Here is a 26,071-nt window from a genome sequence, read left to right on the forward strand (position 1 = left end):
GACTTGCGGACGCAGGATGTAAAGAAATCCGACGCGGGACTTGACCTGGCTTGCCATGGCATCCAACCGAAAATGTTCACGCTAGATTGTAGAGTACCCAAAGCTCCGACTAACGTACAGATTGTTTTACTGTCGGAGCAGCCGATTTCGTCTTTCCAACCTGGAACGCTCTTTTGTGCATTGCGGTAGAGCGCGTCATCTCTGCGCAAGACAGGCGGACGCTCCCCTCGATAACTCTCGCTAAGATCTTGAGATCGATGCGGATGTTTGAAATGAGGGCAAAGCGTTGCCCGATCCGGGGCGTGCCGGCGCGAACGGTTACGTGTGTTGCTTGCGTGCCGGTGCGTGGATCCCACACAGTGCCGCCACTGCGGCACCGGCCAGCAGGACTGCCGAAATTTCGAACGCGGTGCGGAATCCTGCCAGGCCCCAACCGCCGAGCAGCGCACCATAGAGCGCCACGCCGACAGCACCGCCGGTTTGCCGGACCGTATTGAGGATGCCCGACGCGACGCCGGAATGGGAGCGCGGCACGGTACCCAGCAGGGCCGTGGTCATCAGCGGAACGGCCAAGCCGATGCCGGCGGGCATCAGGATCAGGCCCGGCATCATGGTGAGGTATGCGGTCCTGGTGTCGAGCGACCACAGCAGCCCATAGCCGATGGCGGCGAGGATCAGCCCGACAGTCATCGGACCGCGCAATCCCATGCGGCCGCCAAGCCATCCGGCACCGATGTTGGCGACGCCCAGCGCGATCGCGAACGGCAGGAAGGCGAGACCGCTCATCAGCGGCGAATAGCCACGGATCTGTTGCAGATACAGGCCGAGCACGAAGATCGCGCCGTAGAGCGTGAGGTTGATCAAGAGGCCCGCGAGCGTGGCGGCGCGGAAAGTGCGGTCTTTGAAGAACCCGAGCGGCAGCATCGGCCGACGCGTGCGCCTTTCGACAAGCACGAATCCCGTGCCGCTTGCGAGCGCGATCGCGAAGCCCGCCAGTACCAGCGGTGCCGGGCCCAGTCGTCCGGCCTCGATCACGGCGCCGGTCAGGCTCGACAAGGTCAGGAGCGCCAAGGCCTGGCCGGGCAGGTCGAGCCCGCCCTCGCGGCGGGGCGACTCGTCGACGAACCGGACCGTGAGCCAGATACCGATCAAGCCGACCGGCACATTGACCAGGAAGATGCTGCGCCAGCCGGCCGAATCAACCAACGCGCCGCCCAGGATCGGCCCGGCGGCGAGCGCCACGCTGGCCGCCGCGGTCCAGAGGCTGATCGCCCGTCCCCGTGTGGCCTCGTCGTCGCCGCAGGCGTGGGTCAGCAGCGTCAGCGAACAGGGCACCAGCAGGGCGGCACCGATGCCCTGGACCGCACGGGCCGCGATCAGCGCCGGGACGCTGGGCGCCAGGCCGCACCCGATCGACGCCAGGATGAACAGGGCGAATCCCGCCAGATACGCCCTGCGGCCGCCGAACCGGTCGCCGAGCGCGCCCGCCGACAGCAGCAAGGCGGCGAACGCGATCGTATAGGCATCGACGACCCACTGCAGCCCATGCACGTCGGCACCCAACGAGGTGGCGATCCGGGGCAGCGCGACGTTCACGATGGAAACGTCGAGCTGCACCAGCACGAAACCGAGGCTGGTCGCGGCGATCGTCAGGCCCAGGCCATGCCGGGATCCTGCGACCGCGGCGGTCATTTCTTGGCGTCGGTGGTCTTCACGTCGGGATAATATTGCGGCGCTTCCCGGCGATCGGACATGCCGTAGTCGCGGATGACCCGGATGTGGCGGTGGCGCGCCTCGCCGCTGGCAGTGGCGCTGGGCGTCCATTGCAGGGCCGACGCCGCATCCTTCCAGGACACGACCAGCGCCAGCTTGCCCGGGCTGTAGATGCTCTCCCACACTTCCTGGTCGACCACGCCGCGGGTCCCGATTTCAGGGGCGCCCAGTGCGCGCACCAGATCGTCCGTGGCCGGTTTGCCGTCGACACCGGGCAATTCGGTGATGGTGACGAGCTTGGCATCGCCAATCTCGGTCAGGTCGAGCCGCTGCTCGCGGATGGTCTGGCCCTCCGGCACCTGCGTGTCGGCGGTCACCTCGCCGACGCGCAGGTGATAATCCTCGAACACCTCGAACCGCCCCTTTTCCTGGACGCCGTGATGCACGGCGAGCGTGCGCCAGCGGATCACCGCTTTTTCGTCGCGCCAGGTCGACAGCGACAACAGCCGCCCTTCGGTCCGCTTGCTGCCGAAGCGCTCGTTGTCGATGAAGCCTTCGATCTTCTCGAGCTCGGGCTTCAGGAACTTGGCGAGTTCAAGGTACTCGTCCCAGCGTTCTTTCTTGGGCTGGACTTCGAAGATCACTTCAAACATGGCGCTTCTCCTCTGGGCGATTTTCAGACGGCTTCGGGAGCGGTGTCGCGGCTGGCCAGAAAGGCCTCGGTCTCGCGGTAGAGCGCGTAACGGCTCGCCTCCAGATGCATCAGATGCGTGCCGCGGCCGATCGTGACGTTGCGCCGGACCGGCGAGGACGAGAACGCCTCGAACAGCCAGCGTGCGTCCGCCTCGCCGGACATGCGGTCCCATTCGCCGCGGATGAACGCGACGGGCGCCTTGACCAGCGCCGGGTCGTAGGCGAACTCGCCGACCCAGGCGTCGAAGATGTCCTGGAACGCGCCGCTCGGGACTTTTACCGCGGCCGGCGAGCGCGTGCGGCTCTCCGGATCGACGTCGAGGTACAGCTCGCCCCATTCGTCGAAATGGCGTTTCAGCAGCACCGGCTTTTCGCCGGCCGGTACGGTCTCGGTGAAGCGGTCCCACTGGTCCTTGAGCGAGATCGGCCGCCAGCCGGGCAGTTGTACGCGTTCACCGGTCGGGTCGCGGCGCGCGATCGGGCCGAAGAAGACCAGTCGGTCGACCAGCTCCGGGCAGCGCCCAGCGAACAGGCCGGACACCATCGTGCCCCAGGAATGGGCGATCAGCGAGATCCGATCGACCTTCTGCTCGGCACAGATATGGCGGACGGCGGCTTCGAGCTGCTGGCTCGCTTCCTCGGCCCGTCCCAGCGGCGCCATGCCCTCGGCCGGCCGCTCGAACTCGGGATACGGGTCGGAGAAGCGGCCGAAGCCGTGGAAATCCAGCGCCCAGACGTGGTAGCCGGCGTCGGCCAGCTCATCCCGCCAGGATCGTCCGTCGAAGCGATGGGCGATCGACAGCGCCGACGGAAAGGTGCCGCCGTGGACATAGAGCACGACCCGCTTCTCGCCCGTCTGCGGCAGCGTCGGCGGCAGGTGTCGCAGGAACAGTGAAAGGCCGGTGCGCGGACTGGGGATGCGAACGTGTCGCTCGCTGGGATCGAGCCGGGGCGGATTGACATCCGTGCTCATGGAATTCTCCTTTGAGGGTTGGTTCGTTCGTGTCTCCAGATGTCGGGTCGATGCCCGGCCATGTCGATGCAGATCACTTCGGTCGCGAGCGAAGTGTTGAGGGTTGAAACCCGTCGGCGGAAATTTTCTTCAGGCGAATTCGAGCAGCGGACCGCCGGTCGTTCCCAGCTCTGCACGAAGGCATATTTCGTCGGTCCGGAGATTTATTTCCGTCGATCCGAGGCCTCGTCGGGAGATGGCAATGGGGCACGCGCATAAACTGTCGAAATCTCCGGACGGCGGTCATTCAACCTCCGGAAATCGAACGCGTTCTGTATCTCTGGAGTTGCGTCAAATTAAATCAAATGACGATCAGGAGATGTATCGGCGCATATCAAGAAGCGCCGGTCATCGTTTGAGGCGCGAGATGTCAGAACGGATGATATTGGAACAGCCAGGTCTCGGTCGCGATCTTGCCGCTGACGGTCAGTTGCAGGCGCATCTCGACCGGATCGCTGCCTTCGACGCCCGCCAAGTCGAATTGCGCGCGCCAATGGCCGGCGACGCCGTCGGGCACCGCTTCCATCACCTTGTACTCGGTGAAGGTGCCGCGCGATGCCTGCAGCACCATTTGGGGCTTCACGCCGAACGGCAGATTGGCGAGCGGGCCGCCCAGGAATTCGACCAGGAACTTGCGCACGTTCTTCGGGCGCGGCTGGCCCGGCTGGCCGCCGTTGCCGAGCCTTGTCGCAACCACGCGGGCGAGGTCGGTCGGATAGGGCTCGTCGGCCAGCCAGTGCAGCTTGTAGGCGAGATTGAATTCGGTGCCCGCCGCCGCCGGCTTTTCAGGCACCCACATGGCGACGATATTGTCGTGGATCTCATCGTCGGTCGGCAGCTCGATCAGCTGGATGGCACCCTTGCCCCAGCCGCCCTTGGGCTCGACCCACAGGCTCGGCCGCTTTTCGTAATAGACGCCGTCGAGGTAATGGTCGAACAGCCGGTCGCGCTGCAGCAGGCCGAAGCCCTTGGGGTTCTCATCGCCGAACGCGGACGCCACGATGTGCGGCGGATTGTTGAGCGGGCGCCATAGATGCTCGCCCCAGCCGGTCCACATGGCGAGCCCGTCCGAATCATGCACCTCGGGCCGCCAGTCGATCGCGGTCGGCTTCTTGGTTTCCGAAAACCAGTACATCGACGTGAGCGGCGCCAGGCCGAAGCGGCTGACTGGCTTGCGCAGGAACAGCGCCTGCTCGATGTCCATGACGACGCCCTTGCCGCGCGCCATGACGAATTTGTAGGCACCGACGACCGATGGGCCTTCGAGCAGTGCGAAGACGGTCACCGCGTCGTTCGTCTCCGGCTTCGCGATATAGATCTTCGTGAAATCGGGGAATTCCTCGGGCTTGCCGCCGACGGCGGTATCGAGCGCCAGGCCGCGCGCCGACAGGCCGTACTGGTAGAGCTCGCCGATCGCCCGGAAATAGGATGCGCCCAGGAACGCGACCCAATCGTTCTTGCGCCAGTCGAGCTTGCCGTCGCGCGGCTCCTGGATGCGAAAGCCCGCGAACCCCGCACCCTTCGGCAACTGGCGCGCGACCGAATCGGCCGGCATGTCGAAATAGCTCTGGTCGTAGATGATCTCCCGGGCCTCGCCGCCCTCGACCACATGCATGTCGACCGATTTCTGGAAGAACATGCCCAGGTGGAAGAAGGTCACCGGAAAGCGCTCGTCGGCGAAGAGCGCGTGATCGGTATTGTAGGTGATCTTGCCCCAGGCGTCGTAGTCGATCTTCTTCAGCACGTCCGGGGCCGGATGGGCCGGGCCCACATAGGCCTCGCCGACCATGCGCCGCGCCATCTCCTTCAGGCTGTCGAAGGAAAAGGCGAACGGCTTGCCGAACTTCAGGTTCTCCTGGGCGGCCAACGCCTCCGCCCCGCCGCCGGCGACGAGCCCGAGCGCCGTCGAGGCGGCGATGGCTTTCAGGACGGAGCGGCGGTCGAGGGGCTCGGACATGGGCAACAATCCCGGAATGCGTCGAAAAATCGCGTCGCGACCTTAGCCGCTGTCGCGCGACAGTCAATTGCCGCAAGATCTTGGGTGCCCCGCAGGCGCAACCTTTGCCCCGCGCGGTCGTTGATGCGATGGTCGGAAATGGGCCATGTGCCGATCCGGCGCCAGACCGGCGGTACGACAGGGGAATTTTGGAAGATGATCCGTCGGATTGTTTTGATCGTCGTTGCTGCCGCGGCCTGTGCCGGGTGCGCCTCCAGCGAAACGCCCAACGTCAGCGGTCGCGATGCGCTCGGGCTACCGGTCTATACGCTGGGCGGCGGCGGCCTCGCCCAGCTCGAACTGGCGGCCAACAGCAATTGCCCGGGCGGGACCCGGCCCTATTACAAATCATTCGCCGGCAGCAGCGGCAACATGAGCGTCACCTATACCTGCGAGTGACGGGTTGGACCGGGCGTTCAGGCCTCGTCGGCGGGGGCTTCTTCCGGCCGGTTCCGATGGGACAGGAAGCTCGCGTAGGACGTGATGAACAGCGCGTAGAACGCCGCGGCCGCAAAGGCGGCATAGAACGGCATGGCCGGCTTGCGGTCGGTCAGGATGGTCAGGAACACGAGGAAGGTCGGCAACGGCAGGATTGCGCGCGGCACGATCGACCAGGCACGCGGCACCGCCCCCAGGATGAACCCCAGCGCCAGCGCCAGCAGGGCGCCGACCTCGAGCCAGGGGTCCTGTTCGCCGCCGCGATCACTGAGGCCGCCCAGGGTAAAGGCCGCAAAGCCGATGGCGAAGATCAGGGCATACATGACGCCTCTCAGCTGTCCGGCGTGATGGCGGTCGAGAACAGCCGCGCTTCGCCGATCGTGTCGCTGCGATGGCGCTCCAGCTCACGGCTATAGGATTTCAGCGCCTCGGCCTCGGTCAGATAGCCGATCAGCTGCAATCCCTCAGGGTCGTCGACCACCGGCAGGATCTCGAGCTTGGCTTCGGAGAATTTCCTGAGCGAGCTCTGCAGGTTTTCGGTCGCGAGCAGGGTGATCGAGACCGGCTGCATCAGGTCGGCGGCGTTGACCTCTTCCGGGATGCCGCCCAGGTCCGGGGCCCAGAGATCGCTCGGGTCGATCGTACCGACCAGGTGGCCGTCCTCGGTCGCGAACAGCTGTGGCACCGCACCCAGCGGAAAGGCTTTGCGCAGGGCGGCGACCGACATCTCGACCGGGACGGTCTTGCCGTCGCGCCGCATCACCCGGCCGATGGTCAGGCTGTCGATCCAGCCGATATCCTCCGCCCCGGTGATCTTGAGGCCGCGCAGATGGAAGCGCCAGGTCGCGAACGAATAGCCGAACCAGCGCCGGACCGCGACGGTCGACGCGATCACGCCGACGGTGACCCCGACGGTCGCGGCGAAATCGCGGGTCGATTCCAGTACCAGCAGAATCATGGTGATCGGCGCGCCGACGATTGCGGCGCCGACGGCACCCATGCCGACCAGCGTATAGACCAGCGGATCCGGATCGAACGAGGGCGCCACGATGTTGAGCGCCATCACGACGGCGCCGCCGAACAAGGTGCCGAGGAACAAGGACGAGCTGAACAGGCCGCCGCGGAAACCCACGCCGATCGAGATGGCCGAGGCCGCGATCTTGGCCGCGATCAGGCCGCACAGATAGGGTAGGGCGAAGGTGAAATGCAGGTTGGCGACGATGCCGCCGTGGCCGCTGCCCAGCACGCGCGGATAGACCAGCGCCACGATGCCGACGACCAGCCCGCCGATCGGCGGGCGCACCCAGGGCGGGATCGCCTGGCGGCGCATCCATTGCTCGGTCGCGGTCACGCCTTGCATCACGATCATGCCGAGGCCGGCGGCGCCGAGCCCGACCGGAATGAACAGCAGGTAGTCGGCCGTGGTCAGGTGGACCGCGCGGCTGGTCGCGAATGCCAGGTCCTCGCCCATCAGTTCGCGCGCGACGAAGGTGCCGCTGAGTGCCGCCAGCAGGACCGGCGCCAGGTTGGCGATCGAGTAGTTGCCTATGATCAGTTCAAACGCATAGAACGCGCCGGCGAGCGGCGCGTCGAATGCCGCCGCGATCGCCGCCGCGGCGCCGCAGCCGACCAGCGTGCGCATGTCGTCGCGCCTGAGCGCCAGCCGATGGCCGATGTTCGAGCACAAGCCGGCGCCGACCTGGGTATAGGCGGCCTCGAGCCCGACCGAGGCGCCGCAGCCGCCCGACAGCACGGTCAGCACCGCGAGGTTCAGGCTATCGGTCAATGACATGCGGCCGCCGAACAGCGCATTCGCCTCGATCGCGTCGACCGTCTCGCGCGGGCGGCGTCGCTTGATGACCCAGGCGACGCCGCCGACGACCAGTCCGCCGCCGCACGGCACGAACACGACCTGCCACCAATCCAGGCTGAACCCGTCCGACAGGTGGCCGCCCCAGGGAATGCCGTACAGGATCGAATGGATCGCCGTCACCGACACGCGCAGGGCGACGACACCCAGGCCGGCCCCCATGCCCAGCACGCCCGCCAGCAGGATGAGTGCCATCTCGCTGTTGCGGAAGGCAATCCAGGCCGCCGGCGCCGCCACAGGCCCACCCCGCCGTCCGACGAGATGCAGTCGGGTCGCGAGATCGCTGAGGGGTCGTACCCGATGGATGAGGGTCACGATGAGGATTGCCGCGCATGGGATCGGCCGGCCGGTGCCGACGGTATCGTGATGGTGAACGAGGCGGCGGGGGCGAGGCAATTGCTATGATGACGCGGAGCGTAAATGCCGACGGTCTGAGCTTTTCGAGAGACGCCCTGATCTTGACCCGCAGCAGCTAAGCCCGTCTTCTTGCGACGAAGACCAGGCTTTGACCAAACAGGCCTGTCCGTTCGGCGAAAATATTCGGCAGCGGATAGACAAGATATTTCTTGATCAGTGTTGCGGTCTTCATGAGGAATCTGCGTAGAGGCGAAGGTTTCAGGGCAATTGCAAGCCAGTTTCTCAGCCCTAGCGTGATGGTTGCGCCGTATGGCGGTGGAAATCCGGTATATAAAACGTCAAAGCCGCTGTCGTTCAGCGTTTTTATCAGAGAACCCTTGGTGAATTGATTGACGTGATCAGGAAACGCAAGCGAGGCAGATTCGGTGCCGTGTAGAATTCTACCAATGCTGTTGTAGTTCGGAACGGCGCCGATGAAGCAGGCGTCGGCAGACATCCTACTCGCCGCGTATCTCAGGAACTCGACCGGGTATTTGATGTGCTCGAGGACGTCGAACATGGTGAACAATCGAATGCTGCCGGGCAACTCGTCCAGAGTCTGGTCCACGATCTCGACGCCGAACAGCTTCTTCGCGACTGCGGCAGAGCGTGGATTTTTTTCCGTCCCGATGGCATCGAAGCCCAGCCTCTTCAACGCGGCGACCGCCAGGCCGGCGCCGGCCCCAAAATCGACGGCATGGCCGCCCGTCAACGGCGGGTCGATCTTCCGCAGAAGGTTTTCGAACAAGACGATGCGGTCATTGAGCGGCCGCACATAAGTGTCGAGGCTTTCGCCTTCGAACCCGTGGACGGCCTTATTTTTGTAGTAGTCATCCAGGAACTCGTCGGACGGATATGGATGCATGAACGAGAATTTGCATTTGTTGCAAGTGACCGTCCGGAAACTCTCGTCGGCCAGTACGTATTTCACCACAAAATCGCTGCAGCCACAGAGTGGGCAGGCGCCTTCCAGCGGCATCGTCGACCCCTTTCGCAGAGAAACCTCAATGCCGCGGCGGGGCGCGGCGACGGGCAGCTTGTCTTTAAGGTATCCGTGTCGAACATGCGACATGCTCGTTAGCGTGACGAGAATTGCGAAAGATGTCCATATATGGAAGGGCGTAATCCGCCTGAACCTAGCGGCATGCCGAAAAGGATAGCCGTCACTATGTCGCGCATCCTTGTCATCGACGATGACCCAATCGTCCGGTCGTTTATTTCGGAAATTCTTGAGGAGCGTGGCCATTCCGCGACCGTTGCTCCCGATGGACGGGCCGGCTTGGTACTATTTCGATCGACGGCGTTCGACCTCGTCGTCACCGACATCGTCATGCCGGAACAGGAGGGGATCGCGACCATCGGGGCCATCCGCCGCTTGAACACCACCATCCCGATCCTGGCCGTGTCGGGCAGCAAGACCGTGGGGCGCTATGGCGATTACCTCCACGCGGCCAAGCTGACGGGCGCCAGCGCCGTCATGCGGAAGCCGCTCATGCCGGATCCGTTCATGGAGGTAGTCGACGGATTGTTGATGACGATGCGCGATGGCTGAGCGGTGGAAAGCCCTCTAAGCTCGATCGGTCGCGGTCCGTGCGCTTTCCGCGCTCCGCTGGAGCGCGTACCCATGGTGGATTTCAGGCTGCACTTCCTCGATCGCCAGGGCGTCGTGCTCAGCGTCGCGGCATTGACCTATACGGACGATCGAACCGCGATCGCTGCGGTTCTGGGCAATCATCCCAATCGGCATGCCGAACTCTGGCAGGAAGATCGTCGGGTCCGGGTTTTCGACCGTGACATCGGTCATGCGCATAGCCGGCTGCGCGCGGCGACACGGTCGATGCACCAGGCGCTCGACGGTCAGCTCGCGCTTGCCACCTTGACGGAGCGGCCCGCGTACGTCCGGTACCTGCAGACGAACCGCCCCTGCTGCGGCATGGAAGAGGGGCTCGAGGCAGCGGGGGTAGGCGTCATCCTGCCGGATTGGGACCGGCGCCGGCGCCGCGCCGCCCTCGCCCATGATCTGACCATCCTTGGCATGCCCACCGGCCCGTCCGCTCCATGTCCATTGGCCGGCGACACCGGCTCGATCCTGGGCTGGTGCTATGTCCTGGAGGGTAGCCGCCTCGGTGCCCAGGTCATTCTGCAAACCGTGGAAACATCTACGGACCCCGACGTGCGCGATGCTACGCGCTTTCTGCGGCACGGCATCGGGCAGTCGCTTTGGCAAGGCTTCAAGACCGTGCTCTCGCAGATCGACGATGACGAGGTGGCGATCATGCGGGCCTGTTCGGCGGCCGAGGCCGCGTTCGAGGCGTTCCTCGCCGGCTATGCCGCCCCGGCGGCGTAAGGCGGTTCAGGCCATCGGGACGGTGACCTCGATGCGCAAGCCGGGCTGGTTGTCCGTATAGGCGATCGTGCCGCGCAATTGCGAGACCAGCGCGTCCATGATGCGGGAACCGAAGCCTTTGCGGGCGGACGCCTTGCCAGCGCCCCGGTCGGCGACGATCAGGTGCAGGTGGGTACGATCCTCCGCCAACCCGATCTCGATGGGGCCGGCCGCGCCGTCATAGGCGTGCTTGTTCGAATTGATCAGCAACTCGGTCAGCACCAGGCCAAGGGTCACGGCCCGGTCGGTGGAGACGATCGACGGCGACAGGTTCAAGGTCAGGTGCTGGCTCCAATCCTCGCCCATGAACGAGACCGTATCCGCACATAACTCCTCGATGTAGCGTGCGACATCGACCAGTTCGATCTGGTCGCCGCGATAGAGCCTGCGATGGACCAGCCCGACCGCGCTCAGGCGCCGGCAGGCCTCGTCCAGGGCCACGTGCAATTCGGGATTCTCCGACGCGCGGGCTTGCAGGTTGAGGAAGGCGGACACGAGTTGCAGGCTGTTCTGCACCCGATGATGCACTTCGCCGACCAGGAAATCCTTCTGCTGCAGCAGCAGGTCCTTGTCCGACAGGATCACCGTCAGTTGCCGATTGAGTTCGCGCACGCGACGGTTCTGTTGGATGTCGAGCAAGGCCGCCCGCAGGCGCTTCGCCGCTTCGACCTCCGGCAGGACCCAGTTGCGGGCGCGCCCGCGCACCGTCTCGCGCCAGGCCTCGAACGAGGCACGGGGCGTCAACGGACCGTGCGCGTCGCTGGCGGCAGTGGTCTTGTGCGGATTGCCGGCCCAGTTGACGGTTTCGATCTGCTCCACTCTGAACCAGATCAGCACCCACGGCTCGTCGGCCGACAAGGTGACGCCCAACATCCCGCTGCCGGCGTTCTGAAATGCCTTGGCGGGCGGGTAGATGTCGGACAGTTCGTCGGTCGACAGGACCGGTTCGCTGATCCGGGCGACGAGCCACGCAGCGAGCGCGCGGACGTCGCCGTCGCCGGGGCAGATGCCATGCATGACCAGTTCGCAGCCACGCAATACCGCGATGCCGTCGGCCGCCATCATCCGGCCGATTTCGCTCAGATGATGGGACAGGACTTCATCCAGCGCGCCTTCGCGCGACAGCAGCGCAACGATATCGTCCTCGAAACCGCGCAAACGGATCCGTTGGCGATAGCCCTCGGCCTCCTTTTTCGCCTTGATCTGGCGGGCGAGGTTGCCTGCCAGAGACCGGCACGCGGCCCGCGCGTCGTAGGTCAGGGTCCGCGGCGTGTCGTGATGGCAGGCGATCAGCCCCCAGAGCGAGCCGTCCTTGACGATGGAAATCGAGGCGGAGGCGCCGACGCCCATGTTGGCCAGATACTGCAGATGCACCGGCGATACGCTGCGCAGGCTGCTGTCGCTCATGTCCAGCGGTGCGGCCGCGTTGGGCCGGAGAGCGACGGGGGCGTAGGAAACGTCGGGGATCACGCGGATCGTATTGCGGACGTACAGGGCCCGCGCCTGCTGTGGGATGTCGGATGCCGGGAAATGCTGATTGAGGAAGGAATGCAGGTCGCGCCGCTTGTCCTCGGCCAGCACCCGGCCGGCCCCATCATCCAGAAAGCGATAGATCATCACGCGGTCGAAGCCGGTCAGGCGCCGGAACTCCCGGGCGGCCTTCTCGCACAGAATGGCCAGCGAGGCGGCCTGCTCAAACCCGGTTGCCGCCGCGGCCAGCCCGTCCAGCACCAGCGACGTGGGGACGTCCACCGCGGCGGCGGTCTCCAACTCGACGACGATATAGGGCGCGCTGAAATGGGCGCTGACATCCAGACGCTCGCCCGCGGAAGTCCCGATGCGTCCGATGAAACCCCCGGCTCTTCCGGGCTCGCTCATCGCCCCCGCCAGCGTGCTTAACCGCTCGCCGATCAGCAGGTGCAGCGGCTGGCCCTCCCAGGCGGCGACGCCGAGGCGCCCCTCGATATCGCCGGCCACGTGCCGGACGCGGCGCCACTCGCTATCGGCGACCAGCATCATGCCGTGGGGCTGGATCGAGCCCGGGACATGGATCGGCTCTTGGTCGCACGCATCGAGATCGACGACGTTCGAGAGGGCGGGATTTTCACTGGCCAAGACCACATTCCTCGCACAAAGGCGGGAGCACGGCGCACTCTCAGTCGTCTACGCCCAGGATCTCGGCAAACGATCGAAGACCCTAACAGGCGCAGCTTCGGAACCAAAGGACTGTTACGGGAAAAATCCTCCGACATTGCAACCCGTCGGGCACCGCACGGGCCCTGGCCGCAACCGGCGGTTTGGCACGGGGCATCGCGCTCATGCTATGCTGTGCGGACGACCTTGCCGACGTCTTCGAGAGCCAGCTTTGGAATACGAATGGACCTGCCGCTGTTGCGGTCAGACTTTCCACTCCCTGACACAGCCACCGCGGGAAGAGCGATGGCCGGGATGACGATCGTGAGAAACGAGCGTTTCATCGTCTCACATCTATGCCGGCCGAGGATCAATCCATCAGCTTGCGCGAGAAATACGTCATCTCCATTGCCGTCGTCCGGGCTTTTTCCTTGAGGTTGGCGCCCGCGCCGTGGCCGCCTTCGGTCACTTCGTAGAACAGGTACGGCGCCCCCAGTTCGGCGAGCTTGGCCGCGAACTTGCGCGCGTGCTGCGGGCCGACGCGGTCGTCCTTGGTGGTGGTCCAGACGAACGGTTCCGGATATTTCACCCCGGGCTTCAAGTTGGCGTAGGGCGAGATCGAGGCGAGGAATGCGCGTTCCTCCGGGTTGGCGACGGTGCCGTACTCGCCGACCCAGGACGGGCCGGCCGCGATCTTCTCGAAGCGCAGCATGTCCAGCAGCGGCACCTGGATGTCGACCGCGTTCCACAGGTCGGGCCGCTGGGTGAACTCGACACCCATCAGCAGGCCGCCGTTGGAACCGCCCTGGATGCCGAGCCGGCGCGGGCTCGTCACCTTCGTCTGGATCAGGTCCTCCGCCACCGCGGCGAAGTCGTCGTAGATCTTCTGGCGATGGGTCTTCAGCCCGGCATCGTGCCACGCCGGGCCGAACTCGCCGCCGCCGCGGATGTTGGCGACCACGAAGACGCCGCCGCGCTCCAGCCACAGCTTGCCGACGTTGGCGGAATAGAACGGCGTGATCGAGACCTGGAAACCGCCATAGGCGTAGAGCACCGTCGGATTGTTGCCGTCCAGTGCCATACCGGCCGGGTGCACGACGAAATACGGGATCTTCGTGCCGTCCTTGGACGTCGCCTGCTTCTGCTCGACCACGTCCTTCGAGGCGTCGAACTTGGCCGGCAGCGCCTTGACCGTGGTGGACCCGCCGAGCGCCGTGTCGGCCAGCAGCACCGAAGAGGGCGTCAGGAAACCGGTCACGCTCAGGAACGCGTCCTCGCCATGGGCCTCGGTATCGAGGATGTCGATCGCGCTATTGTCCGGCAGGTCCAGCTTGCGCTCGCTCCAGCCGCCCTCGGCGGTCGGGGTGTAGACCGAGGCACGGCCCTTGACGTTGTCCAGCATGGTCAAGATCAGGTGGGAGCGGGTCGAGGCGATGCCGTCGAGCGACTCGCGTGGGCCCGGCGCATAGACCAGGGTCGGCGCCAGATGCTGCGGATCGGCCGCGACCGCAGCCAGGTCCATCGAGACGAGCGAGCCCTGGGCGAAGCTCTTGCCGCCGGCCGACCAGTCCTGCTCCAGCTTGACCAGCAGGCGGCCGGCGACCAGGTCTGCGACATGGGCCTTCAGGGGCAGGGCGAGCTTCACCGCCTGGCCGCCCTGGACCAGATAGGTCTCGGATTCGAAGAAGCTGATGCCGCGCTCGATGAACACCGCCTTGTGCCCGGCACCATCCTCCAGCGTGGTCGGGCTGACCTCGGTGTCGCTGGGTTTGCCGCGGAAGATCTCGTGGGCGGCCGACAACTTCTGGCCGCGCTTCAGCGCCTTCACCACATAGGGGTAGCCGGCGGTGGTCAGCGTGCCCTTGCCCCAGTCGCGGGCGACCAGGATTTCGTCCTCGCCGGTCCAGGTGGCGGCCCCCTTGCTCTTGGGCAGGGTGAAGCCGCCCTTGACGAACTGGCCGGTCGCCAGGTCGAATTCGCGGGTCGTCACCGCATCCTCGCCGCCGTCCGACAGGCTGACCAGGCAGACCCGCTCGTCCGGCCGCCGGCAACTGGCGCCGTGCCAGACCCAGTTGGCCTTTTCGGTCTTGGCGAACTGGTCCAGGTCGAGCACCGTGGTCCAGGCCGGATCGGGCTTGCGATATTCGGCAAGGTTGGTCTTGCGCCAGACGCCGCGCACATGGTCGGCGTCCTGCCAGAAATTATAGACGGCACCGTCGAGGAAGCGGGGTGTGGGGATGCGGTCCTTCGCCTCGGCGATCTCGAGCGCCTGGTCGTACAGCGTCTTGAAGCGGACATCCTGTTCCAGGACGCCCACGGTCTTGGCGTTCTCCGCCTTGACCCAGGCGTCTACGCGCGGGCTGCTGACGTCCTCGAGCCAGATATAGGGATCGGCAGGATCCGGTGTCGGCGTGGCGGCAGGGGCGGGGCGGATGCCCACCAGGCCCAGCATGGACAAAGCGAGCGCGAGCTTCAGGTGACGCAAGATGGATGGCCCCGGATCCGTTTCGATCGCGCGACGCTAGCCATAAAGCGGATCCCGGGCAAGGTTGGGAGCGGGCATCGCCAGCGCGGGGAGCGGATGCTAGAAGCAAGGCTCCGCGGGCAGCGACGTGGGGTGCGGTGATGGCCGATCAGGCGCAGTTCGATACGGTGCGGCAGGCCCTGGCCCGACGGGACTTCGACGAGGCGCTGCGGCGCCTGGGCGATCCGTCGCAGGATGTCGAAGCGCTGGCGCTCGCCGGCTTGGCCTGGACGGGCCTGCGGCAATTCGACCGGGCCGCCGCCTGCTATGGCGCGGCCCTGCGCCTGGCGCCGGACCGGTTCGACCTGATGAGCAATCTCGGCAGCGTGCTGGTCGATCTCGACCGGTTCGGCGAGGCCCTGGCCCTGTTCCAGCAGGCCCGGGCGGTGGCGCCCCGCAATGCCCGGGTCATCGCCAACCTGGCCAACCTGCTCGATTTCGCCGGCGCGCTCGACGACGCGCTCGTGGCCCATGCGGCGGCGCGCGCGCTCGACCCGGCCGATGGCGAAATTGCCCGCAACCAGGCGATGACCCTGCTGCGGGCCGGGCGGCTGGCCGAGGGCTGGCCGCTGTTCGAGCACCGCCGCCGGGCGGTGGATCCGACCGAAGCGACCGTGCCGCGCCTGCCGCCGCTGGCCGGTGCGCCCTCGCTCATGGGCAGACGGATCCTGCTGTTCCACGAGCAGGGGTTCGGCGACACGCTGCAGATGCTGCGCTATGTCCCGCTACTGGCGGCGTCCGGGGCGACGTTGGTGCTGCGCATACCGCCGCCGCTTTCCCGCCTGGCTGCCGGAATGGCGGGCGTCGCGGCCGTGATCGACATCGACGAGGCGCCCGGACCGCTCGATTACCAGGCGCCGCTGATGAGCCTGCCGCTGCTGTTCGCCACTACGCTCGACGACATCCCGGCGACGCCCTACCTGCGGGCCGATCCGGTTGACGCCGCGCCCTGGGGCGAACGGCTTGCCGGCCTGCCCCATCCGCGGGTCGGGCTGGTCTGGGCCGGCTCGCCGGAGGGCGGGCTCGATCATCGGCGCAGCATGCCGTTCGCCGATCTGGCGCCGCTGTTCGCCGTGCCGGCCGGCTTCGTCAGCCTGCAGATCGGCCCGGCCGCTGCCGACTGGGCGCCGCCGGACGGCGCTGCAGCACTGAACGCGGCACCCTGGCTCCATGATTTCGCCGACACGGCGGCCCTGCTGAGCCGGCTCGACCTGTTGATCACGGTCGATACCTCGGCCGCCCATCTGGGCGGGGCGCTCGGGCGGCCGGTCTGGATGATCAGCCGATTTTCCGCCTGCTGGCGCTGGCTGACGCTGCGAGGCGACAGCCCCTGGTATCCGACCTTGCGGGTGCTGCGCCAACCCTATCCCGGCCGTTGGGAGCCGCCGATCGCGGAGGCCGCGCGCTGGCTTGCCGGCGGCGCCGTCTGAGCCGGGGGCGATGGCGAACACCGGGCAGCAAAAAGGCCCGGAGCTTCCTCCAGGCCTGTCGGGATGGGTTGCCCGTTCCGTCTCAGGGCTTGCAGATCGGGCAACTGTGCGGGCCGGTCATGACGCTGCGCCGCTGCACGCGCGTCGCCAGTTCGACCGCATCGTCGCGGTCCTCGAAGGGGCCGTGCCATTTCGTGCCGTGAATGACGTTGGAGACATGTTCCGCATGGCAGCGCGGGCATCTCGACGAGTGGATCCACAAGGCAGAACCCGTGAAATTCTCATGCACCCAGAACGATTCCATATCTTAACGAACCTCTCGACCTCGACGGCCTCGCGCGTTCATGGCCGTCTTCACGAGGGAGAACGTTAGAACCCGTTCGCAGTTGCAGCATGGCGCGTAAAGGCCGCGCGCCAAAACGTCGCTAGACCATGACGTCGATCGGACGGTGCAGGTCCGGTCGCGCCATCAGCGCGTCGCGCGCAACCGTGAGGATGCAGCGGGCGCCGTCCCAGATCTCGACATCCTCGCCAGGGAATTCGTCGGCGGCACCGATGATGGCGAGTTCGTCGTCGAGATATTGGATTTCGTGCCGGCCGGTGACATGGTCGTTTTCGTCGATGATATAGAAGCGGTATCGGGGCATCTCAGTCTCCAGTCAAAAACCGGAGATAAAATTGCCCAGGCGGCAAGTGGTTCCATGAATAGATTGCACATGGAGCCGTCGATGGCGATCAGTCGCGGGCGGACTGATATTCCATGACGAGAGGGCGGGCGGCCCGGACCAGACGCGTGCCCTCCCAAAGCTCTGAATCTCCACGGGGAATCCGCGTCCGGCTCGCGGCCAGCGCCGCCTCGTCGTCCTCGCACGGCAGATCGATCCGCGCCTTGATGCGCCCCGCGCGGTCGAGAAGATAGAGATGATACTCCCGCATCAAGAGCGCTCCGCAGGTAAAACTGGACATTAACGAGAGGTTAAGACTATCTCGTGAAAGAGTTCAACCACGGAATAGTGACAATTTTAGATAGTAACAAAGGTGACAGCGCGGAAGGCGGTCGATGCGTTCGGCCGACGGGTCGCTTCATCGAGATGCTTGGCAGCAGGCCCATCCGGCTTTTGTTCTCCGGCATTGTCTGATTACGGATACCCGCCAGGCCCGTGGAGGCGCGGGATGGGCAGACCGGGGCGGAGCCTTGGATCGAATATGCGGGCACCCGGCTATTCTATGCCGGAGGTCACACCCTCGGGAGTACGTTCACGGGGAAAGCAGGGCCGCTACGGACTGGATCGACAATTGAAGATGTCGCGACATTTCCGTGCATTCCTCTCGCAGGAGTTGCCGGAATGACGTTGCATGCTCGATAAGGGGATGCTTAAGCCGACCTGATGGCGATCGACAGGAACGAGCGCGATTGCCGGCCGAATCTTCGACTTGGAAACTGGTGCCGCCTGCGTGACTCGAACACGCGACCCCCGCATTACGAATGCGATGCTCTACCGGCTGAGCTAAGGCGGCTTACCGTTTCGGGGCGGGCGCCGTAAGCGCTGCCCTTCGACTGTCGAAGCGGCGCGGAACATGACAGAAGCCGCGCGGCCATGCAATTGCACAAATGAGGGAGCGCCCCTGCAACAAAACCGGGAGCGTGCCGGACGCGCGCCAGAGCGTCAGGTGCCGTCCCGGGATGCGGTTGCCGGCGCCGTGGGGTCGAGGATCGTCGTCTCGCCGGGCGGCAGGATGTCGATCCGGTCGGCACGCGTCCCTTCGGTCCGGTCGGGCGTGCGCCAGGCCAGCGAATCGAAATTATGGCAGCTCGGGCACAGCGGCTCCCAGCCGTGGGTCTCGGCCCCGCAGGCGCCGCACACCCAGGTCGGATCGGCCTCGCCGCGCACGGCGCGCTCCAACCACAGCTGGCGCGCCTCGCCGTTGCCGTGCTCGCCCTGTTCCAACTCGGCCATCAGGTGGCTGAGCCGGCCCGACCAGGGGCCGGGCCCCTGGGCGCCGGCATGACCCAGATGACGCCGAGCCTCGCCCCACAGGCGCGCGTTGAGCGCGATGGCGGCGGCGGCCAGATGGCTCTCGGGGTCGGACGGACGCAGCTCGACCAGCCGCTCGAACCGTTTCAGCCGCTGCACCGGCGCTTCCGAGGCCAGCAGCTGGTCATAGGCTTCGGCCACCTGGGGATGGCCGGTGCGGACCCAGGCGGTCTCGAGCGCGCGCAGACCCTTGGCGGCACGGTTGCCGTCGCGCAGCAGGCGGGCATAGTGGGTCGCGGCCGGGGCGAAGCCGTCGTCGAGGCCGTGGGCCTGTGCGGCATAGCTGAGCGCGTCGCGGGCGAGGCCTTCGCCGGCGGCGCGGCGGCTGTGGGCGATCAGCAGGGTCGCCTGGTAATGCCGACCGGTCTCGGCGCTGATGGCGCCCTTCTTCACCGCCTGCTTCAGGGTCGCCGTCGCCTTGCGCCATTCCTGCGCGCGGGTCTCCAGCGCCAGCTGGCTCTGCAGCACCCAGGCGGTCGAGGGCTTCAACTCGTTGGCCCGGGTCGTCAGCTTGAGCGCGGTCGCGTCGTCGCCGCGCTTCAGCGCCTGCAGGATCAGGCCGCGCAGGCCCAGGAATTCGGTCTCCGGATCGCCCAGCATGGCGGAGAACTCGCCCTCGGCCATGGCGCTGTCGCCACGCATCAGGGCTGCCTGGGCCGACAGCAGGCGGGTCAAGGGCGGGCTGTCCAGCTGGCCCTTGCGGAACATCAGCTCCGCCCGCTTGTGCAGCCGTTCGGCCGCGCGCGCGTCGCCGGCGGCGACCGCGACCAGGCCGGAGGTCAGCGCGCGATAGCCTTCGAGCCGCCGCTGGTCGCGCCGCCGCCCGGCAAGATGGCGCGGCGCGCGCGTCAGCCGGGCCAGCAGCGACAGGAGGAACCACAGCACCGTGACGAGGACGACCAGCGCCAGGACGGCGACGCCCAGCGCCATCTCGATGCGCCAGCCGAGCCAGGTGATGCCGATCGTGCCGGGCCGGTCGGCGAAGAACACGGCCGCGGCCACGACCACGATGATCAGGACGATCGCCGGCAGGATGCGCAGCGCGCGCCTCATGGCCGGGCGCCCTGGTCCGACGCCGGCGGCGCTTGCAGCCGCTGGGTCGCGGCGGCGCTCAAACGATCGACTGCCTGTTCGACCGCGAGCCGATCCTGCGCCTGGTCGAGCCAGGGCTTGGCGATCTCGCCCGCCCGGCCGTCCAGGGCCTTCATCGCCTCGACCGCGCCGGCGAGGTCGCCGGATTTGAGCGCCGCAGCCGCGATCGCCAGGCTGCGGTCCGGGCCGGGCGGCAGCTTGTCGCCGCCGCTGCCGTCGTCGATCCGCCGCACCGTCACCAGCTTCTGCGCCCGCGCCTCGATGCGCTGCCACAGGCCGGCGTCGGCCGACGGCGCCTGCGGCTGGTTGATCGCCGCCGGCAGGTTGTCCAGCTGTGCCGCAAGGACCGCCCGGCCGGTCACGCCGCGGGCGGCGAACTTGTCGAGGATCGCCAATGACGGTGCCGCCGCCGGATCGTCGCCGGCCGATGCCTTCAGCACAGCGACCGGACCGTCGAACGGGCCGGACCCGGCGAGCCGGTCCTTCAGTTCGGCCACCGCCAGCACGGCCGCCTTCTCGTTGCGCTGGGCGGTCGCCTGTTGCTGGACCTGGGCCTCCAGCTTGGCGATCCGATTGGTCGCGTCGCCGAGGCTCGCCGACAGGCGCTGCACGTCTGCGGCCATCGCCTGTACCGCGGCAGGGTCGGCCGCAGGCTTTGCCTCCAGCGCCTTCAGCCGCTGCTGCAGCCCGTCGACGGTGTCGGTGGCCGCCTGCATGCGGGACTCGTCCGCGTCGAGCCGGGCCGCGACGCCGCTGTCGGCGGGCGATGCCGGCGCGGATTGGGCAGAGATCGGATTGGTCGGGGCGATGCCGCCCGCATTGGCGGTAGCCGGCGCGCTGGCCGCCGGCTCAGGAGCGGGCGGGGGTGTCGGATCCGGTGCCGCGACAGGCGCCGATGCCTGTGCCTGGGCCGGTGGCGCTTCGACCGCCGGCGTGCTTTGGGCAATCGTCGTCGGCGCCGGCTTTCCGTCGATGAAGCCGGCGGCGGTCAGCCGTTCCTTGACCTGCGGCGTCACCAACGCGATACCGCCGGCCGCGATCACGATGACGGCCGCGGCGAGCGCCAGCGGCTTGGCCCGCGAGCGATGCCGAGGCGGCGCCGGCGGCGGATCCGGGATGAACGTCGGTTCGATCCGGGGGTCGACGGGCGGTTCGGTCAAGAAGTCCTCCTTGGAGCGCGCCGACGGAACGAGCCGGAGCAGGGCCGCCTGGGTCGGTTCGTCCGCGACATGGATCTGCGCGAGCTTGAGATCGCCCAGCGCGTCGGCGACCGCCGGGCTGAGGCACCAGGCCACGAGCGCTTCGGCGCCGAGAGCCGACAGCCGCATCAGGGCCGCGAACTGGCGGGCCGTTCGGGGAGAGAACAGCAGCACGCCGTCCACTGTTCCGGCCGTCAGCGCCGCGCGCGTCTCGGGCGCCAGTTCCTTCGCCGGCTCGGCGGCATAGAGCGTCGCCCGGCGGACGGTGAAGCCGGCCTGTTCCAGGCGCTGCGCCAGGTCGCCGGCCACTTCGCTGCCGGTCACATGCAGCAAGACCCCCTCGTCGGGGCGCCGGTACTTCGCCACCAGGGCCGCCAGCGCCGCGACGTCGCCGTCGGCGCTCTCGATCCGCGCGAAGCCCTGCTCGCCGGCGACGGCCGCGGTGCGATCGCCGACCGCGAACGCGGCGATGTCGCGCCGGTCGGACACGGCGGCGAACGCGCGTACGCCGTTGCCGCTGGTGAACAGCAGCCCGGTGATGCCGTCGAGATCCGGGGCGGCGCCGTCGCGAAACCGGATGGTCAGCAGCGGGTCCAGCAGGACGGAATGGCCGGCGGCGGTCAACAGGTCCGCGAGTGGGCCGGCGTCGAGAGCGGGGCGGGTCACCAGCAGCTTCATCGGCAAACCTCGGGCTCGGGCGAAGGGGGCAGGCTAGCGGACGGGGGCGTCGGGCACCGGCAGGTCGAAGAAGCCGCTGCCGGCGCGCGCGCGCAACGCCGCGCCGGCAGCGCGGCCGAGCGCCGCCGCCTCGGCAGGAGAACCGCTCCGGACGTCGGCATGCCCGACTGTGCCGTCGGGTGTCACGATCAGGCTGCGCAGCCGCAGCACGCCGGCCGCGTCCAGTTCCGCGAGCGCCGCGATCGGCGTCTTGCAGGAACCGTCGAGACTGGCCAGCAGCGCGCGCTCGGCCGCGACCCGGATCGCGGTCGGTTGATGATTGAGCGGGCGCAGATAGGCCTCGACCCTGGGGTCGGCCGCCCGGCGCTCGATGCCGATGACGCCCTGGGCCACGGCGGGCAGCATCAGCTCGGGCGGCAGGATCTGGGTGATCCGGTCGGTCTGGCCCAGGCGCTTCAGCCCGGCGGTGGCCAGCAGGGTGGCGTCGACCTGGCCCGACGCCAGCTTGGCCAGGCGCGTGTCGACATTGCCGCGGATCGGCACGACGGAAAGATCGGGGCGCAGGCGAAGCACCTGCGCCTGGCGCCGTAGCGAGGCGGTGCCGACCACCGCGCCGGGGCGCAGCGACAGGAGGTCGGCCGCCTGATCGGAAAAGAACGCGTCGCGCGGATCCTCGCGCTCCAGGAAGCAATCGATGACCAGGCCGTCCGGCAGCCAGGTCGCGACATCCTTCATGGAATGAACCGCGAGATCGACCCGGCCGTCGATCAGCGCGTCCTCGATCTCCTTGGTGAACAGGCCCTTGCCGCCGATCGCGGCCAGCGTCCGGTCGGTAACGGCATCGCCCGTCGTCCGGATGATCGAAATGGCGACGGCATCGGGCGATGCCAGCTCGGGATGGGTTGCCATCAGCAGGGCGCGCACCATCTCGGCCTGGACCAGGGCGAGGGCGCTGCCGCGGGTGCCGATGCGCAGCAGGGGGTGGTCGGAACTCATGCCATCTGTTTATCGCCGTCGACCGGCCTTGTCGCCTGCATTCCTGACGACGGAGGCAACAAGGTCGCGCGCATCGGTCTCGCCGCCCCCGCCCGGCTGCGCTATCCTGTTGGAAAAGAGGGAGGAAGCGCGGGCCATGGCGTCCGATTTCATAAGGCGGACCCTGATCGCGCTCCTGGCATCCGGCCTGTGCGGTGCCGCCGCGCATGCCGACGCGCCGACCACGGACGGGCCGGCGCCCCAGCAGTTGATCCAGCTCGCCCGCGACGCGACCGGCGGGGCGGCGTGGGATCAGGTGCGGATCCTCCACCGCTTCATGACGCTGCAGGCCGGCGGGCTCGAAGGCTCGATCGAAACCTGGGTCGATCCCGCCCGCGGGCGGTCGGCCAGCCATTATGTGCTGGGACCGGATTCGGGTGCCGTCGGCTGGGACGGCCGAACCGCCTGGAGTGCCGACTGGGCGCATCGGGTCCATTTCGACGAAGGCGCCGACCTCGCCCTGCTGCGCAGCACGTCATTCTCGGCCAGCTTCGGCTTCCTGCAACCCGACCGGCTCAAGGTTCCGGGCCAGGCGGTCGGCGTTCGGACCGAGGGTGGCAAGAGTTTCGACCTGGTGCGGCTGTCGCCGCCGGGCGGCGCGCCCGTCGTGGTCTGGTTCGAGCGCACTTCCCACCTGCCGCTGAAACTGATCGTCGAGCGGAACGAGCCGGTGACGATCCGGATGATCGATTGGCGCCGGGCAGGGGCGCTGGTGCTGCCGTTCACGATCGAGACCTCGAACGGCATCACCCGCTACGACACGGTGGCCAAGCTCGATCATGCGGCCTACGAGGGGGCCGGTGATCCCGATCCGTTCGCGCCGCCGCCGGCCCCACCGCCGGACTATGTTCTGGCCGACGCCAAACCCGCGGTGATGCCGCTGGAGCCGATCGGCACCGCCGTGCTGGTCGACGTCATGATCGACGGCCGCGGTCCCTATCCCTTCGCGCTCGACAGCGGCAGCAGCGACGTCATCGATACCGGCCTCGCCCGCGAATTGGGCCTGCCCGTCGCCGGTGCGTTCCACGGACGCGGCGCCGGCGAGCGGGCGGTCGACGTCGGCCTGACCCGGGTCGCGGCACTGGCGGTCGGCGACCTCACGCTGCGCGACCAACTGCTGCGGGTCGTGCCGCTGGACTTCGATCTCAGCGGCAGCAAGCCGGCCTATCGCGGCCTGATCGGGTTCGAGCTGTTCGACCGGCTGATCGTCCGGCTCGACCACGAGCTCCGGCAATTGACCCTGACCGAACCCTCGGGCTGGAACTATGCCGGCGACGGCAAGCTGGTGCCGTTCCGTTTCCACGGCCGGATCCCGATGACCGACGGGATCCTCGATCTGATCCCCGGCCGCTTCACGCTCGATACCGGCCAGGGCAATTCCCTGACGCTCTACCGGCCTTTCATCGAGGCAGCCGGCATCACCAACAAGTATCCGCCGAAATTCACCACGATCGTCAGCGAGGGCGTGGGCGGCACGGTCACCGCCGGGGTTGCGCGCGCCCATCTGCTGAAGCTGGGGCCGGTCGACGTTTCGGCACCGGTGATCTATCTGTCCCAGCAGCGCGCCGGGGCCTTCGCCGATCCGGAGATCGCCGGCAACGTCGGCGAGGGCGTGTTCGAGCGCTTCAACGTGACGTTCGACTACGGCCGCCGCCAGGCGTTCTTCGAGCGCACGCCGCATTATGGCGACGGCGATTCGCTGCGCCTGCTGACCCTCAAGCGCGAGCAGGCGGGCCTGCGGGTGCTGAGCGTGCTGCCGGGCGGCCCGGCCGCCGATGCCGGCATCCGGGCCGGCGACGTGATCGAACTGCTCGAGGGCAGCGAGGCGCAATATCTCGATTACTGGGTGCTGCGGCGCATGTTCTCGCGTCCGGCCGGCACCCGCCTGCGCCTGCATGTCCGGCGCTCGGGCGCCACGTTCGACGTCATCATCGTGCTGGGCCGCGCGGTGTAGGGGCTGCCATCCGCAGCACTGCCGGTTGTTCCGGGCCCGGCGCGCGCGTATATCCGGTGGCATGAGAATTCTCGGCATCGAGACGAGTTGCGACGAGACCGCTGCGGCCGTGGTGACGGAGACGGGAGTGGGCGCCGCCCGCATCCTCGCCCATACCGTGCGCGCCCAGCTGGCCGAGCACGCGCCCTATGGCGGCGTCGTGCCGGAGATCGCGGCCCGTGCCCATCTCGACTATCTGGACGACGTGATCCGCGCGACGCTGGCGGAGGCCGGCCTGGGCCTGGGCGACCTCGACGGTATCGCGGCCACCGCCGGGCCGGGGCTGATCGGCGGCGTCATGGTCGGGGCGACCACGGCCAAGGCGCTGTCCTTGGTCACCGGCCTGCCGTTCATGGCGGTCAACCATCTGGAAGCCCATGCGCTGACCGTGCGCCTGACCGACGACGTGCCGTTTCCCTATCTGCTGCTCCTGATCTCCGGTGGCCATTGCCAGTTGCTGATCGTCGAGGGGGTCGGCCATTACGTTCGGCTCGGCACGACGATCGACGACGCGGTCGGCGAGGCTTTCGACAAGACCGCGAAGCTGCTGGGTCTGGGCCATCCCGGCGGGCCCGCGGTCGAACGGGCCGCGGCCACCGGCGACGCCGCCCGCTTCGCCTTGCCGCGCCCGATGCTGGGCCGCGCCGGCTGCGATTTCTCCTTCTCCGGTCTCAAGACCGCGGTGCGTCAGGTACAGGCGGCCCTGTCGCCCGGCGACACCCAGGCGATCCGCGACCTGGCCGCGTCGTTCCAGCAGGCGGTCGCCGACAGCCTGGCCGATCGCTGCCGGCGCGCCATCGATCTGTTCAAGGACCGGCATCCGGATGGACGCCATCTGGTCGTGGCCGGCGGCGTCGCCGCCAATGGGGCGATCCGCGCGGCACTGGCCGGGGTCGCGGCACGGGCCGGGCTCGAACTGGCGGCGCCGCCGGCGGCGCTGTGTACCGACAATGGCGCGATGGTCGCCTGGGCCGGCCTGGAACGGCTGCGGCTCGGTCTGGTCGATCCGCTCGATTTCGCCGCCCGGCCGCGCTGGCCGCTCGACGCCAGCGCGCCCAAGGCGGCCTTCGCCGGGGTAAAGGCATGACCCGCTTCAAGGATATCGGCGTTGTCGGCGGCGGCGCCTGGGGCACCGCACTCGCCGCCACCGCGCAGCGGGCAGGGGCCCGGGTGACGCTCTGGGCGCGCGAGGCGGATGTCGTGGCTTCGATCGCCGAGCGCCACGAGAACGTGTCCTTCCTGCCCAGTGTCACACTTCACCCGTCGATCGCGGCGACCGGCGACCTCGGCCGGGTGGCACGCGCCGACGCGCTGCTGCTGGTCGTGCCGGCGCAATATGTCCGGACCACCGCACAGGCACTGGCCGCCGTCCTGCCGGATTCGACGCCGATCGTGATCGCCGCCAAGGGCATCGAGATGGGCAGCGGCGCCACCATGGGCGAGGTGC

At 67.6% G+C, this 26,071-nt stretch carries 22 protein-coding genes and 1 tRNA gene; 7 read left to right on the forward strand and 16 right to left on the reverse strand.

Annotated features, from left to right (window positions below):
• Positions 1-318: 318 nt before the first annotated feature.
• The 4 genes from VGV37_RS24965 to VGV37_RS24980 form a co-directional block, all read right to left on the reverse strand.
• Positions 319-1,692: an MFS transporter gene (locus VGV37_RS24965; protein WP_326882506.1), complete on the reverse strand. Its 1,374-nt coding sequence runs from the start codon at positions 1,690-1,692 to the stop codon at positions 319-321.
• Positions 1,689-2,366, reverse strand: a complete 678-nt coding sequence (locus tag VGV37_RS24970; protein ID WP_326882507.1) for an antibiotic biosynthesis monooxygenase — start codon at positions 2,364-2,366, stop codon at positions 1,689-1,691. Before VGV37_RS24970 ends, VGV37_RS24965 begins: the two co-directional genes overlap by 4 nt.
• A 23-nt stretch (positions 2,367-2,389) precedes the next feature.
• Entirely contained in the window at positions 2,390-3,379 is a 990-nt protein-coding gene (locus VGV37_RS24975; protein ID WP_326882508.1) for an alpha/beta hydrolase, read from the reverse strand.
• A gap of 409 nt (positions 3,380-3,788) precedes the next feature.
• Positions 3,789-5,375: a glucan biosynthesis protein D gene (locus tag VGV37_RS24980; protein ID WP_326882509.1), complete on the reverse strand. Its 1,587-nt coding sequence runs from the start codon at positions 5,373-5,375 to the stop codon at positions 3,789-3,791.
• A 195-nt stretch (positions 5,376-5,570) separates the two neighbouring features.
• On the opposite strand from VGV37_RS24980, the gene VGV37_RS24985 reads away from it, so the two are divergent.
• Positions 5,571-5,813, forward strand: a complete 243-nt coding sequence (locus VGV37_RS24985) for a hypothetical protein (protein ID WP_326882510.1) — start codon at positions 5,571-5,573, stop codon at positions 5,811-5,813.
• Positions 5,814-5,830: 17 nt separating this feature from the next.
• Here VGV37_RS24985 and VGV37_RS24990 read toward each other — a convergent pair whose 3' ends face one another.
• From VGV37_RS24990 to VGV37_RS25000, 3 genes are all read right to left on the reverse strand, one after another.
• On the reverse strand, positions 5,831-6,175 hold the full coding sequence (locus VGV37_RS24990) for a hypothetical protein (protein WP_326882511.1): 345 nt from the start codon (positions 6,173-6,175) through the stop codon (positions 5,831-5,833).
• Between the two features lie 8 nt (positions 6,176-6,183).
• Positions 6,184-8,037: a chloride channel protein gene (locus VGV37_RS24995; protein WP_326882512.1), complete on the reverse strand. Its 1,854-nt coding sequence runs from the start codon at positions 8,035-8,037 to the stop codon at positions 6,184-6,186.
• Between the two features lie 157 nt (positions 8,038-8,194).
• On the reverse strand, positions 8,195-9,097 hold the full coding sequence (locus VGV37_RS25000; protein ID WP_326882513.1) for a methyltransferase domain-containing protein: 903 nt from the start codon (positions 9,095-9,097) through the stop codon (positions 8,195-8,197).
• A gap of 189 nt (positions 9,098-9,286) precedes the next feature.
• On the opposite strand from VGV37_RS25000, the gene VGV37_RS25005 reads away from it, so the two are divergent.
• Both VGV37_RS25005 and VGV37_RS25010 read left to right on the forward strand, forming a co-directional pair.
• Positions 9,287-9,670, forward strand: coding sequence for a response regulator (locus tag VGV37_RS25005; protein ID WP_326882514.1), 384 nt, complete (start codon positions 9,287-9,289; stop codon positions 9,668-9,670).
• 72 nt (positions 9,671-9,742) lie between these two features.
• Positions 9,743-10,465, forward strand: a complete 723-nt coding sequence (locus VGV37_RS25010) for a biliverdin-producing heme oxygenase (RefSeq protein WP_326882515.1) — start codon at positions 9,743-9,745, stop codon at positions 10,463-10,465.
• 6 nt (positions 10,466-10,471) lie between these two features.
• Here the strand turns inward: VGV37_RS25010 and VGV37_RS25015 are convergent, their stop codons facing one another.
• Together VGV37_RS25015 and VGV37_RS25020 are read right to left on the reverse strand one after the other, a co-directional pair.
• Complete coding sequence (locus tag VGV37_RS25015; protein ID WP_326882516.1) at positions 10,472-12,619, reverse strand: histidine kinase dimerization/phosphoacceptor domain -containing protein; 2,148 nt, start codon at positions 12,617-12,619, stop codon at positions 10,472-10,474.
• Positions 12,620-13,007: 388 nt separating this feature from the next.
• Complete coding sequence (locus VGV37_RS25020) at positions 13,008-15,122, reverse strand: prolyl oligopeptidase family serine peptidase (RefSeq protein ID WP_326882517.1); 2,115 nt, start codon at positions 15,120-15,122, stop codon at positions 13,008-13,010.
• Between the two features lie 140 nt (positions 15,123-15,262).
• Between VGV37_RS25020 and VGV37_RS25025 the strand changes: the two genes are divergently transcribed.
• Entirely contained in the window at positions 15,263-16,591 is a 1,329-nt protein-coding gene (locus VGV37_RS25025; RefSeq protein WP_326882518.1) for a glycosyltransferase, read from the forward strand.
• An 82-nt stretch (positions 16,592-16,673) separates the two neighbouring features.
• Here VGV37_RS25025 and VGV37_RS25030 read toward each other — a convergent pair whose 3' ends face one another.
• The 7 genes from VGV37_RS25030 to hemC all read right to left on the reverse strand — a co-directional run bounded on the left by VGV37_RS25030 (position 16,674) and on the right by hemC (position 22,592).
• A complete protein-coding gene (locus VGV37_RS25030) occupies positions 16,674-16,895 on the reverse strand; it encodes a hypothetical protein (protein ID WP_326882519.1) in 222 nt (73 codons plus the stop codon).
• Between the two features lie 121 nt (positions 16,896-17,016).
• Positions 17,017-17,238: a hypothetical protein gene (locus tag VGV37_RS25035; RefSeq protein ID WP_326882520.1), complete on the reverse strand. Its 222-nt coding sequence runs from the start codon at positions 17,236-17,238 to the stop codon at positions 17,017-17,019.
• A gap of 88 nt (positions 17,239-17,326) precedes the next feature.
• Positions 17,327-17,527, reverse strand: a complete 201-nt coding sequence (locus tag VGV37_RS25040; protein WP_326882521.1) for a hypothetical protein — start codon at positions 17,525-17,527, stop codon at positions 17,327-17,329.
• Between the two features lie 506 nt (positions 17,528-18,033).
• Positions 18,034-18,109 (reverse strand) — tRNA-Thr (locus VGV37_RS25045).
• Positions 18,110-18,258: 149 nt separating this feature from the next.
• Entirely contained in the window at positions 18,259-19,680 is a 1,422-nt protein-coding gene (locus VGV37_RS25050; protein ID WP_326882522.1) for a heme biosynthesis protein HemY, read from the reverse strand.
• Positions 19,677-21,596: a uroporphyrinogen-III synthase gene (locus VGV37_RS25055; RefSeq protein WP_326882523.1), complete on the reverse strand. Its 1,920-nt coding sequence runs from the start codon at positions 21,594-21,596 to the stop codon at positions 19,677-19,679. The genes VGV37_RS25050 and VGV37_RS25055 overlap by 4 nt, the downstream gene beginning before the upstream one ends.
• A gap of 33 nt (positions 21,597-21,629) precedes the next feature.
• Positions 21,630-22,592, reverse strand: coding sequence for a hydroxymethylbilane synthase (gene hemC, locus VGV37_RS25060; protein ID WP_326882524.1), 963 nt, complete (start codon positions 22,590-22,592; stop codon positions 21,630-21,632).
• A 136-nt stretch (positions 22,593-22,728) separates the two neighbouring features.
• On the opposite strand from hemC, the gene VGV37_RS25065 reads away from it, so the two are divergent.
• The 3 genes from VGV37_RS25065 to VGV37_RS25075 all read left to right on the forward strand — a co-directional run.
• Positions 22,729-24,585 (forward strand): aspartyl protease family protein, encoded by a 1,857-nt coding sequence (locus VGV37_RS25065; protein ID WP_326882525.1) that lies wholly within the window; start codon positions 22,729-22,731, stop codon positions 24,583-24,585.
• A gap of 61 nt (positions 24,586-24,646) precedes the next feature.
• Positions 24,647-25,711 carry a tRNA (adenosine(37)-N6)-threonylcarbamoyltransferase complex transferase subunit TsaD gene (gene tsaD / locus VGV37_RS25070; protein WP_326882526.1) on the forward strand — a complete coding sequence of 355 codons (1,065 nt, stop codon included), beginning with the start codon at positions 24,647-24,649 and terminating at the stop codon, positions 25,709-25,711.
• The coding region (locus VGV37_RS25075; protein ID WP_326882527.1) for a 2-dehydropantoate 2-reductase N-terminal domain-containing protein at positions 25,708-26,071 on the forward strand (364 nt) is incomplete at its 3' end. The genes tsaD and VGV37_RS25075, both read left to right, overlap by 4 nt.

The organism is Aliidongia sp., from assembly GCF_035943795.1.
Lineage (GTDB): Bacteria > Pseudomonadota > Alphaproteobacteria > ATCC43930 > CGMCC-115725 > Aliidongia.

Bases quoted from the DNA above. Each gene is read 5' to 3' on its own strand.
- VGV37_RS24965 (WP_326882506.1), bottom strand. From the start codon at position 1,692: ATGACCGCCGCGGTCGCAGGATCCCGGCATGGCCTGGGCCTGACGATC.
- VGV37_RS24990 (WP_326882511.1), bottom strand. From the start codon at position 6,175: ATGTATGCCCTGATCTTCGCCATCGGCTTTGCGGCCTTTACCCTGGGC.
- VGV37_RS24970 (WP_326882507.1), bottom strand. From the start codon at position 2,366: ATGTTTGAAGTGATCTTCGAAGTCCAGCCCAAGAAAGAACGCTGGGAC.
- VGV37_RS24980 (WP_326882509.1), bottom strand. From the start codon at position 5,375: ATGTCCGAGCCCCTCGACCGCCGCTCCGTCCTGAAAGCCATCGCCGCC.
- VGV37_RS25035 (WP_326882520.1), bottom strand. From the start codon at position 17,238: ATGCCCCGATACCGCTTCTATATCATCGACGAAAACGACCATGTCACC.
- VGV37_RS25050 (WP_326882522.1), bottom strand. From the start codon at position 19,680: ATGAGGCGCGCGCTGCGCATCCTGCCGGCGATCGTCCTGATCATCGTG.
- VGV37_RS24975 (WP_326882508.1), bottom strand. From the start codon at position 3,379: ATGAGCACGGATGTCAATCCGCCCCGGCTCGATCCCAGCGAGCGACAC.
- VGV37_RS25055 (WP_326882523.1), bottom strand. From the start codon at position 21,596: ATGAAGCTGCTGGTGACCCGCCCCGCTCTCGACGCCGGCCCACTCGCG.
- VGV37_RS24985 (WP_326882510.1), top strand. From the start codon at position 5,571: ATGATCCGTCGGATTGTTTTGATCGTCGTTGCTGCCGCGGCCTGTGCC.
- VGV37_RS25005 (WP_326882514.1), top strand. From the start codon at position 9,287: ATGTCGCGCATCCTTGTCATCGACGATGACCCAATCGTCCGGTCGTTT.
- VGV37_RS25040 (WP_326882521.1), bottom strand. From the start codon at position 17,527: ATGCGGGAGTATCATCTCTATCTTCTCGACCGCGCGGGGCGCATCAAG.
- VGV37_RS25030 (WP_326882519.1), bottom strand. From the start codon at position 16,895: ATGGAATCGTTCTGGGTGCATGAGAATTTCACGGGTTCTGCCTTGTGG.
- VGV37_RS25000 (WP_326882513.1), bottom strand. From the start codon at position 9,097: ATGCCGCTGGAAGGCGCCTGCCCACTCTGTGGCTGCAGCGATTTTGTG.
- VGV37_RS25025 (WP_326882518.1), top strand. From the start codon at position 15,263: ATGGCCGATCAGGCGCAGTTCGATACGGTGCGGCAGGCCCTGGCCCGA.
- VGV37_RS25065 (WP_326882525.1), top strand. From the start codon at position 22,729: ATGGCGTCCGATTTCATAAGGCGGACCCTGATCGCGCTCCTGGCATCC.
- tsaD (WP_326882526.1), top strand. From the start codon at position 24,647: ATGAGAATTCTCGGCATCGAGACGAGTTGCGACGAGACCGCTGCGGCC.
- hemC (WP_326882524.1), bottom strand. From the start codon at position 22,592: ATGAGTTCCGACCACCCCCTGCTGCGCATCGGCACCCGCGGCAGCGCC.
- VGV37_RS25010 (WP_326882515.1), top strand. From the start codon at position 9,743: ATGGTGGATTTCAGGCTGCACTTCCTCGATCGCCAGGGCGTCGTGCTC.